This is a genomic window from Acidovorax sp. (assembly GCF_022763525.1).
In the GTDB taxonomy this organism is placed as follows: Bacteria; Pseudomonadota; Gammaproteobacteria; order Burkholderiales; family Burkholderiaceae_C; genus Acidovorax.
Map to the genome: position 1 here is coordinate 1 of NZ_JALEGG010000095.1, position 9,840 is coordinate 9,840.

General features: G+C 66.2%; 9 protein-coding genes. 5 read left to right on the top strand and 4 right to left on the bottom strand.

The window, feature by feature from the left end:
* From groEL to argC, 3 genes are all read right to left on the bottom strand, one after another.
* On the bottom strand, positions 1–729 hold a 729-nt coding region (groEL, locus tag MRY84_RS07495; RefSeq protein ID WP_291505107.1), incomplete at its 3' end, for a chaperonin GroEL.
* Positions 730–823: 94 nt separating this feature from the next.
* On the bottom strand, positions 824–1,114 hold the full coding sequence (locus MRY84_RS07500; protein ID WP_291505108.1) for a co-chaperone GroES: 291 nt from the start codon (positions 1,112–1,114) through the stop codon (positions 824–826).
* 194 nt (positions 1,115–1,308) lie between these two features.
* Complete coding sequence (argC, locus tag MRY84_RS07505; protein ID WP_291505109.1) at positions 1,309–2,241, bottom strand: N-acetyl-gamma-glutamyl-phosphate reductase; 933 nt, start codon at positions 2,239–2,241, stop codon at positions 1,309–1,311.
* A 102-nt stretch (positions 2,242–2,343) separates the two neighbouring features.
* Here argC and MRY84_RS07510 point away from each other — a divergent pair, with 102 nt between their 5' ends.
* The gene (locus MRY84_RS07510) at positions 2,344–3,231 is read left to right on the top strand and encodes a LysR family transcriptional regulator (RefSeq protein WP_291505110.1); all 888 of its coding nucleotides are present in this window, start codon (positions 2,344–2,346) and stop codon (positions 3,229–3,231) included.
* 129 nt (positions 3,232–3,360) lie between these two features.
* Here MRY84_RS07510 and MRY84_RS07515 read toward each other — a convergent pair whose 3' ends face one another.
* Positions 3,361–4,068 (bottom strand): TetR/AcrR family transcriptional regulator, encoded by a 708-nt coding sequence (locus MRY84_RS07515; protein WP_291505111.1) that lies wholly within the window; start codon positions 4,066–4,068, stop codon positions 3,361–3,363.
* Positions 4,069–4,417: 349 nt separating this feature from the next.
* Between MRY84_RS07515 and MRY84_RS07520 the strand changes: the two genes are divergently transcribed.
* The 4 genes from MRY84_RS07520 to hydA all read left to right on the top strand — a co-directional run.
* The gene (locus MRY84_RS07520; protein ID WP_291505112.1) at positions 4,418–5,788 is read left to right on the top strand and encodes an NAD(P)-dependent oxidoreductase; all 1,371 of its coding nucleotides are present in this window, start codon (positions 4,418–4,420) and stop codon (positions 5,786–5,788) included.
* 30 nt (positions 5,789–5,818) lie between these two features.
* Positions 5,819–7,126 carry an NAD-dependent dihydropyrimidine dehydrogenase subunit PreA gene (preA, locus tag MRY84_RS07525; RefSeq protein WP_291505113.1) on the top strand — a complete coding sequence of 436 codons (1,308 nt, stop codon included), beginning with the start codon at positions 5,819–5,821 and terminating at the stop codon, positions 7,124–7,126.
* 183 nt (positions 7,127–7,309) lie between these two features.
* The gene (locus MRY84_RS07530; RefSeq protein WP_291505114.1) at positions 7,310–8,767 is read left to right on the top strand and encodes an NCS1 family nucleobase:cation symporter-1; all 1,458 of its coding nucleotides are present in this window, start codon (positions 7,310–7,312) and stop codon (positions 8,765–8,767) included.
* Between the two features lie 71 nt (positions 8,768–8,838).
* The coding region (gene hydA, locus MRY84_RS07535; protein ID WP_291505115.1) for a dihydropyrimidinase at positions 8,839–9,840 on the top strand (1,002 nt) is incomplete at its 3' end.

Consider the following 9,840-nt stretch of genomic DNA (forward strand, 5'->3'; position numbering starts at 1 on the left):
AGCCTTGGCGACTTGTTCCAGCGTGGGCAGCAGGTCGCGGATGTTGCTGATCTTCTTGTCGAACAGCAGCACGAAGGGGTTGTCCAGCAGAGCGGCTTGCTTTTCTGGGTTGTTGATGAAGTAGGGCGACAGGTAGCCGCGGTCAAACTGCATGCCTTCCACGACATCCAGCTCGTTTTGCAGGGACTTGCCGTCTTCCACGGTGATCACGCCTTCCTTGCCGACCTTGTCCATGGCGTCAGCAATGATCTTGCCGATGGATTCGTCGGAGTTGGCGGAGATCGAACCCACTTGGGCGATTTCCTTGGAGGTGGTGGTGGGCTTGGAAGCCTTCTTCAGCTCTTCGGTCAGGGCCAGCACGGCCTTGTCGATACCGCGCTTGAGGTCCATGGGGTTCAGGCCGGCGGCCACGTACTTGGAGCCTTCGCGCACGATGGCTTGGGCCAGCACGGTGGCGGTGGTGGTGCCGTCACCAGCGTTGTCGCTGGTCTTGGAGGCCACTTCCTTCACGAGCTGCGCGCCCATGTTCTGCAGCTTGTCCTTCAGTTCGATTTCCTTGGCCACGGACACGCCGTCCTTGGTCACGGTGGGGGCGCCGAACGAGCGCTCCAGCACCACATTGCGGCCCTTGGGGCCCAGGGTCACCTTGACCGCATTGGCCAGGATGTTCACGCCTTCAACCATGCGTGCGCGGGCTTCGCCGCCGAAAACTACGTCTTTTGCTGCCATTTTTGGAGCTCCTGAAAATTGGGTTCAAATTGGCTGCTGGCGCGTGACCGATCAGCGCGAGCAGCTATGAAAAGATGAGTAATGCAGGGGGGAATTACTTCTCGACCACGGCAAACAGATCGTCTTCCTTCATGACCAGCAGCTCGTCGCCATTGACCTTCACGGTCTGGCCCGAGTACTTGCCGAACAGAACGCGGTCGCCGACCTTCACGTTCAGGGCCATCACTTCGCCCTTGTCGTTCTTCTTGCCAGGGCCAACAGCCAGCACTTCACCTTGATCGGGCTTTTCGGCGGCGTTGTCAGGGATCACGATGCCGGAGGCCGTCGTGGTTTCGCTTTCGATACGCTTGACGATCACGCGATCGTGCAGAGGGCGAAGGTTCATTGCATTGCTCCTGTTTTCAGAAAAAAAGCCGATTTACTCGGCGCCTGGAGCCCCAGGCGCCACCAAACTGCCGGCAGGCGGCGTGCTGTTAGCACTCGTCTGCGGTGAGTGCTAATGATACGGGCATTTGGGGCGCTTTCAAGATGGGCGGTGGAATCCGGGGGAATGTCTCGGGCTTGTCGCGGAACCCGGGTTCACCCCGGGCAGAGCATCAAATCGAGGTTCTGCACGGCGGCGCCCGAGGCTCCCTTGCCCAGGTTGTCGAACACGGCGGTCAGGAGCACCTGGCCATGTCGCTCGTTGCTGAAGATGCCCAGGCGCAGCTGGTTGGTGCCGTTGAGGGCCTGCGGGTCCAGGTGCTGGGTTTCCTGCGCCTGCGCCAAGTCCATGACCTCCACATGGGCCGCGCCCGCAAAGTGCCGCGCCAGGCAGGCATGCAACTTTTCTCCAGTGGCACCTGCGGGCAACTGGCGCAAATGGAGCGGGATGGTGAGCACGATTCCCTGGCGGAAAGATCCATACGCCGGGAGGAAAAACGGCCGTTGCGCCAGCCCGGCATGCAGGGCGATTTCCGGGGTGTGCTTGTGCTCCAGCCCCAGGCCGTAGACCTGGAACGCCGGGGCGCAGGCGGCCCCAGGGCCCTCGTGTTCTTCCACGCGGGCGCGTCCACCGCCTGAATACCCCGACACCGCATGGATGGTGATGGGGTGGTCGGCGGGCAGGAGGCCCGTTTGCACCAGTGGCCGCAGCAGGGCCACGGCGCCTGTGGGGTAGCACCCCGGGTTGCTGACGCGGCGGGCGCTGGCGATGCGTGTGGCCTGTTCAGCATCCATCTCCGGGAAGCCATACACCCACGACGGGTCGGTGCGGTGCGCCGAGCTGGCATCGATCACGCGCACGGCGGGGTTGACGATGCTGGCGACTGCCTCGCGGGCGGGGGCGTCGGGCAGGCAGAGGATGGCGATGTCGCAGCCGTTGATCGCCTCGGCGCGGCGGCTGGGGTTCTTGCGGTCCGGTTCGGGCAGGGTCAACAGCTGCAAATCCGTGCGGCCGCGCAGGCGGTCGTGGATCTGCAGGCCGGTGGTGCCTTGGTCGCCATCAATGAAAACGAGGGGTGGATTGGTCATGCGAGGGATTCTTGAATGTGAGCGGGTGCGGAATCTTCGGCGGCGGTCTAGACTTTGAAAAGTTGAATTTCACAAATATCTCATTCAGAGATACTGAATGTCATGCGCGAACTCAGTCTCGACCGGCTGCGCACGCTGGTCACCATTGCCGACCTGGGCTCTTTTGCCGAAGCGGCGCGCACGCTGCACCTTGCGCCACCCACGGTGAGCCTGCACATCGCTGATCTGGAGGCCCTCACGGGCGCCCCGCTGCTGGTGCGCAAACGGGGCGAGGTCCGGCCATCGGGCGTGGGCGAAGTGCTGGTGGAGCGCGCCCGGCGCCTGCTGGCGGATGCCGACGAGGCGATGGACCTGGTGCAGCGCCAGGTGCAAGGTTTGGCGGGCCGAGTGCGCCTGGGCGCCTCCACGGGGGCCATCGCCCATCTGCTGCCCCAGGCACTGGAGGTGCTGGGGCAGCACCACCCCGGCATCGACGTGCAGGTGGCCGTCCTCACCTCGCACGAAACCCTGGCGCGGCTGGCCAGCGGAATGCTGGACGTGGGTCTGGTCGCCCTGCCGCAAGCGGCCTTGCCCGGGGTGACGGTGCTGCCGTGGCGGCGCGACCCGGTCATGGCATTCGTGCCGTCCTCATGGGATGCGCCTGCCCGCGCCACGCCTCGCTGGCTGGCGGGGCAGCCGCTGATCCTCAACGACGACGGCACCAGCCTGTCGCGCCTGACTGGCGAGTGGTTTGCGCTGGCAGGCGAGCACCCCCAGGCGCGCATCCAGCTGAACTACAACGACGCCATCAAGAGCCTGGTGGCCGCCGGCTACGGAGCGACGCTGCTGCCGCACGAGGCCGCCACTGCCGTGCCGCTGGATCCCCGAATCCGCATGCTGCCGCTGCAGCCCCGGCTGTGGCGCCCCCTGGGCATTGCGCACCGCTCGGGGGCGGTCGAGCGGGCCACCCAGCATGTACTGGATGTGCTGTGGCAGCAAAAACAGGGTTAGAGAGGAGGCCGAGCCCGCCTGGGCGGCAGGCATCAGTCGCCTCGAGTTTTGCCATGGAAGTAGCTGTAGCGCTTGTTGAATCGGCGCTAGTAGCTATCAAAAAAGTAGCAAGCTCAGACCGCTTCGGCTTCAGACGGGGTTGTCCGGCGCCAGGGCGCTGAGCACCATGCGCACGATCAGCTCCTCGGCCTTTTCGTAGTCCCGCTCGGTCAACGCCGGTTTGCCCAGCAGCAGTGCGAACTGCGCTTCCTGCTCGGCATAGGCCTGCGTGACGGACCAGATGATGAACATCAGGTGCGTGAAATTCACCTTGGCGATGCGGCCCTCGCGCGCCCAGCGCTCAAAAGTGCGCACCTCTGTCTTGAGCAGCGGGCTGACGCGCTCGGTGATGGCGCGGCCGTAGCGCGGCGCGCCCGCAATCACCTCCTTGGTGAACACCTTGGCGCCCTGGGGGCGCGTGCGCGAATACTGCAGCTTGGCGCGGATGTACCGCTTGAGCGCCTGTTGCGGGTCGTCGCTGTGCGAGAGGTCTTCCATGCCGGCCAGCCACTGCGTGAGCACATCGTCGAGCACGCGCTGGTAAAGCGCCTCCTTGCTGGGGAAGTAGTACAGCAGGTTGTGGCGGCTGATGCCGACAGCGGCCGCGATGTTCTCGAGCGATGCGCCTTCAAAACCGAACTGGGCAAAGTGGTTCTCTGCTTCGGCCAGGATGCCCTGCTCCTTGAGCAGGCGCGAGGCGGTCGGCGCGCGGGCGGGCGTCTCTTCGGTGAGGGCAGGGCGTGCCGCGCGAGGGTTGCGGCGGGTGGGGGCTGCAGGGGGCAGGCGAGCGTCGGTCATTGCACCATTGTGGAACAAGGCAAGCGCCGGAAAACTGCGGTTTGCCCAAAAAAGGGGGGCGGCGAGCAATGGTTTGGCTGGCACGGCGTTTGCTGTAGGGATTTTACCAATTGGTAAATTTTTACGGGTTGGTAAATTGACCAGCCAGACGGAGCACCGCCGAAGCAGCGGGCCCGAATCCTACAGCGAGGACCACGATGAAACCTCCGAAGTCTGCGGGCACCAGCGCCCGCCAAGGCGCCGTCCCTAGAGAGGCGCCATCGCGCCGCATCGGCCGCACGCACCCTGGGTGCCGCAAGGTGCTCCAGCACGTACAGAACCCCACCCCGCAACTTCCGGAGGAACACTGATGGACACTCCCGCAAGCCGTGCCTGCGGCATTCACGCCGCACGCCTGAATTTGGCCGACTACGCCGTCAATTTCGGCGATGCGCACCCGCCGCTCACCCGGCCGCAGGCGCTGATCGAGGCGGAGCGCTGCTACTACTGCCACGACGCACCCTGCGCCACGGCGTGTCCCACGGGCATCGACATCCCCTCTTTCATCCACCGCATCGCCCAGGACAACAACCGCGGCGCGGCGCGCGCCATCCTCACGGCCAACCCGCTGGGCGGCATGTGCGCCCGCGTGTGCCCCACCGAGGTGCTGTGTGAGCAGGCCTGCGTGCGCAACACCAATGAAGACAAACCGGTCGAGATCGGCGCGCTGCAGCGCTACGCCACCGATGCCTTCTTTGCCCAGCCGGGGGCGCCGCTGTTCCAGCGCGCCGCACCCACGGGCAAGCGTGTGGCGGTGGTGGGCGCGGGCCCTGCGGGCCTGGCCTGCGCGCATGGCCTGGCCGTGCGCGGACATGACGTGACGCTGCTGGAAGTTCGGCCCAAGCTCGGCGGCCTCAACGAATATGGCCTGGCCAGCTACAAGACGGCGGGCAACTTCGCGCAGAAGGAAGTGGAGTGGCTGCTGTCCATCGGCGGCATCGAGGTGCGCACCCAGCAGCAGCTGGGCCGCGACTTCACGCTCGACAGCCTGCTGGCCAGCCACGACGCGGTCTTCCTGGGCCTGGGCCTGCAGGGCGTGAACGCGCTGGGCATTGCCGAGCCCTCGGCAGCGGGGCTGCGCAATGCGGTGGATTTCATCGCCGAGCTGCGCCAGAGCGCCGACCTGTCCACCCTGCCCGTGGGCCGCCGCGTGGTGGTGATCGGCGGCGGCATGACGGCGGTGGACGCCGCCGTGCAATCGCGCAAGCTGGGCGCCGAAGAGGTGACCATCGTCTACCGGCGCGGGGCGGAGGCCATGTCGGCTTCGGTGGTGGAGCAGCAGTGGGCACAGACGAACGGCGTCACCATCCGCCACTGGGCGGCGCCTCAGGAGGTGCTGTGCGAGAACGGCGCGGTCACGGGCGTGCGCTTTGCGGCCACGGCGCTGGATGCCCGCGGCAAGCTGGCGAGCACCGGAGAGACCTTCACGCTGGCCGCCGACATGGTGCTCAAGGCCATCGGCCAGACCTACGTGGCCGAGCCCGCGGGCGCCGCCATTGCGCTGGAGGGCGGGCGCATTCGCACCGATGCGGCGGGCCGCACCAGCGTGGCGCGTGTGTGGGCGGGCGGCGACTGCCGCGCCGGCGGGCGCGACCTCACCGTGGAAGCCGTGGAGCACGGCAAGGTGGCAGCAGTCTCCATCCATGAAGCGCTGAGCGTGCCTGTGGCACTCGTGGCCTGAAGTCGTCCACTTAATTCACGGGAGCACCCCATGGCAGACATCCGCAGCAATTTCCTGGGCATCCAAAGCCCCAACCCTTTCTGGCTCGCCTCCGCGCCGCCCACCGACAAGGAGATCAACGTCACCCGCGCGTTCGAGGCCGGCTGGGGCGGCGTGGTCTGGAAGACGCTGGGCGAAGACCCGCCGGTGGTCAATGTCAGCGGCCCGCGCTATTCCACGCTCATGTCGCAGGACCGCCGCGTGATCGGCCTGAATAACATCGAGCTCATCACCGACCGCCCCTTGCAGACCAACCTGGAAGAGATCCGCCGCGTCAAGCGCAACTGGCCCGACCGCGCCATGATCGTCTCGCTCATGGTGCCCTGCGTGGAAGACAGCTGGAAGCGCATCCTGCCCATGGTGGAAGACACCGGCGCCGACGGCATCGAGCTCAACTTCGGTTGCCCGCACGGCATGAGCGAGCGCGGCATGGGCGCGGCCGTGGGCCAGGTGCCGGAATACATCCAGATGGTCACGGCCTGGTGCAAGCAGTACAGCCGCCTGCCCGTGATCGTGAAGCTCACGCCCAACATCACCGACGTGCGCCACCCAGCGCGCGCGGCCAAGGCGGGGGGGGCGGATGCGGTGTCGCTCATCAACACCATCAACTCGGTGATGGGCGTGGACCTGGACCGCATGGTGATGAACCCCAGCACTGACGGCTGGGGCTCGCACGGCGGCTACTGCGGCCCGGCCGTCAAGCCGATTGCGCTGAACATGGTCGCCGAGATTGCGCGCGACCCCCAGACCGCCGGCCTGCCCATCAGCGGCATTGGCGGCATCACCACCTGGCGCGATGCGGCCGAATACATTGCGCTGGGCTGCGGCACGGTGCAGGTGTGCACGGCCGCGATGGTTTATGGCTTCAAGATCGTGCAGGACATGTGCGATGGCTTGTCCAACTTCATGGACGAGCACGGCTACGCCACGCTTGATGACTTCAAGGGGCAGGCCGTGCCCACGGTGAAGGACTGGAAGAACCTCAACCTCAACTACGTGGAAAAGGCCGTCATCAACCAGGATGCCTGCATCCAGTGCGGCCGCTGCCACGTGGTGTGCGAGGACACCTCCCACCAGGCCATTACCTTCACCAAGGACGGCGGCGTGCGCAAGTTCGAGATCAACGAAGCCGAGTGCGTGGGCTGCAACCTGTGCGTGTCCATCTGCCCCGTGCCCGAATGCATCACCATGCGCGCGCTGGCGCCTGGCGAGGTGGACCAGCGCACGGGCCAGCCCGTGCCCGCCGAATACGCCAACTGGACCACGCACCCCAACAACCCGCAGCGGGTGGCTGCGTGACAGAAGCGGGCCATGATGCTGCGCATTCACAACAGGGTGTGTTGCACTGCATCTGGTGCAGTTCTTGCGTGACCGATAGCATCGCTCGCTTCTTTTGCCCGCCGTCTGCCAGCGTGAGGGCGCACCGGCAGACAGTGGGTTGTGTGCAACCCCAACGACGTCTTTGACAAGAGGAGTACAGGCATGACCAACAGTACCGGCGGCGCCGCCCACGTGGCGGGGCACATGCCCGGCGCAGCAACCAACACGCTCGCCAACGAAGATCTGCTCCCCACCACCGCCGCGCAGCGGCACTGGACCTGGAAGGACTTTGCCGCGCTCTGGGTGGGCATGGTGGTGTGCGTGCCCACCTACACCATGGCCAGCTCCATGCTGGACCAAGGCTTCAGCTGGCAGATGGCGGTGTGGCTGGTGTTCCTGGCCAACTGCATCGTGCTCGTGCCCATGGTGCTCATCGGGCGCGTGGGGCCGAAGTACGGTGTGCCGTTCCCTGTGCTGGCACGCGCGTCGTTCGGCGTCAAAGGCGCCAACCTGCCGGCCGTGCTGCGCGGCTTGGTGGCGTGCGGCTGGTTTTCCATCAACTGCTACTTTGGCGCGCTGGCGCTGCACGGGTTCCTGAACATCCTGGGCATGAACCTCGCGGGGCCAGCCGATGGGCAGACCATCAGCACCTCGCAGTTCATGTGCTTCCTGGCGTTCTGGGCGGTGCACATCTGGTTCATCTGGAAGGGGCCCGAATCCATCCGCCTGCTGGAGGTGATTGCCGCGCCGCTGATGATCGGCGCCTCGGTGCTGCTTGTGGTGGTGCTGATGATGAAGGTGCCCTCGGGCCAGCTGTTCAACTTGCCCGCCAAGGTGGTCGAGGGCGGCCCCAAGACCTGGGCGGCGCTGACGGGCCTGGTCGGCTTCTGGGCCACGCTCGCGCTCAACATCCCGGACTTCACGCGCTTTGCCAAATCGCAGAAGGACCAGGTCGTGGGCCAGGCCATCGGCCTGCCGTTGCCCATGGCGCTGTTCTCCATGGTGGGCGTGATCGGCTTCTCGGCATCGGCCATCCTGTATGGCAAGGCCCAGCTGTTCCCTGACGGCCTGCTCACGCAGATGGGCAGCGTGGCTGCAGGCCTGGGCCTGCTGGTGATCCTGCTGGCCAACCTGACGACCAACGTGGCGGCCAACCTGGTGTCGCCTTCGTACGACTTCAGCCAGTGCGCGCCCTCCAAGATCAGCTTCCGCATGGGCGGGATCATTGCTGCGCTGATCGGGCTGGTGTTCATGCCCTGGAAGATCCTGGCGACGTCGGGCGGCTACCTCTTCACCTGGCTGGGCGGCTACGGCACGCTGCTGGGCGCCATCGCCGGCATCCTGCTGGTGGACTACTACCTGGTGCGCAAAGCCGAGCTGAAGGTGGACGACCTGTACACGCGCGGCGGCGAGTACGAGTACAGCAACGGCTGGAACCTCCATGCGCTCATCGCCTTTGCGCTGGGCGTGCTGCCGTGCCTGCCCGGCTATCTGGCCGTGTCGGGCGTGGTGGACAAGGCGGGCATGCCTGCCATCTGGCTCACGCTGTTCGACTCGGGCTGGTTCTTCAGCCTGGCCGTGGCAGGTACCTACTACTACCTGACCGCGAAGAAGAAGTAACCCCCTTCACCCTGCCTGGGCCTGGTGCCAGCGCGGGGCCTTTTTTTCTGTACCCCTTGAAGGAGACCCCCATGAGCCAAGCCCTTGTGATCCGCGGTGGCACCGTGGTCAACGCCGACCGTGAACAGCGCGCCGATGTGTTGTGCGTCGATGGCCGCATCGTGGCCGTGGGGGAGGACGCTGCGGCCCAGGCCCCGGCGGGCGCGCAGATGCTGGATGCCAGCGGCCAGTACGTGCTGCCCGGCGGCATCGACCCGCACACCCACATGCAGCTGCCGTTCATGGGCACCGTCACCATGGACGACTTCTTCACCGGGACGGCCGCCGCGCTGGCCGGCGGCACCACGAGCATCATCGACTTCGTGATCCCCGACCCGCAGGAGCGGCTGATGGACGCCTACCGCAAGTGGCGCGGCTGGGCCGAGAAATCGGCGGCTGACTATTCCTTCCACGTCGCCGTCACCTGGTGGAGCGAGCAGGTGCGCGCCGACATGGGCACGCTGGTGCAGGACGAGGGCGTGAACAGCTTCAAGCACTTCATGGCCTACAAGAACGCCATCATGTGCGACGACGAAACCCTGGTGAACAGCTTCAAGCGCGCGCTGGAGCTGGGCGCCATGCCCACGGTGCATGCCGAAAACGGCGAGCTGGTGTACCTGCTGCAGCAGGAGGTCGCCAAGATGGGCATCACCGGCCCCGAGGGCCACCCGCTGTCGCGCCCGCCCATGGTCGAGGCCGAAGCCGCCAACCGCGCCATCGCCATTGCCGACGTGCTGGGCGTGCCCATCTACGTGGTGCACGTGAGCTGCATGGAGTCGGCCGACGCGATTGCCCGCGCTCGTGCGCGCGGCCAGCGCGTGTACGGCGAGGTGCTGGCGGGCCACCTGCTGGTGGACGACAGCGTGTACCGCGACCCCGACTTTGCCAAGGCGGCCGCCTATGTGATGAGCCCGCCCTTCCGCCCCAAGGGCCACCAGGAGGCGCTGTGGCGCGGCCTGCAGTCGGGCCAGCTGCACACCACCGCCACCGACCACTGCACCTTCTGCGCTGCGCAGAAGGCCATGGGCAAGGAA

What these genes read in the sequence shown, in the direction of transcription:
- MRY84_RS07500 (WP_291505108.1), bottom strand. Translation starts at nt 1,114, where the DNA reads ATGAACCTTCGCCCTCTGCACGATCGCGTGATCGTCAAGCGTATCGAA.
- argC (WP_291505109.1), bottom strand. Translation starts at nt 2,241, where the DNA reads ATGACCAATCCACCCCTCGTTTTCATTGATGGCGACCAAGGCACCACC.
- MRY84_RS07510 (WP_291505110.1), top strand. Translation starts at nt 2,344, where the DNA reads ATGCGCGAACTCAGTCTCGACCGGCTGCGCACGCTGGTCACCATTGCC.
- MRY84_RS07515 (WP_291505111.1), bottom strand. Translation starts at nt 4,068, where the DNA reads ATGACCGACGCTCGCCTGCCCCCTGCAGCCCCCACCCGCCGCAACCCT.
- MRY84_RS07520 (WP_291505112.1), top strand. Translation starts at nt 4,418, where the DNA reads ATGGACACTCCCGCAAGCCGTGCCTGCGGCATTCACGCCGCACGCCTG.
- preA (WP_291505113.1), top strand. Translation starts at nt 5,819, where the DNA reads ATGGCAGACATCCGCAGCAATTTCCTGGGCATCCAAAGCCCCAACCCT.
- MRY84_RS07530 (WP_291505114.1), top strand. Translation starts at nt 7,310, where the DNA reads ATGACCAACAGTACCGGCGGCGCCGCCCACGTGGCGGGGCACATGCCC.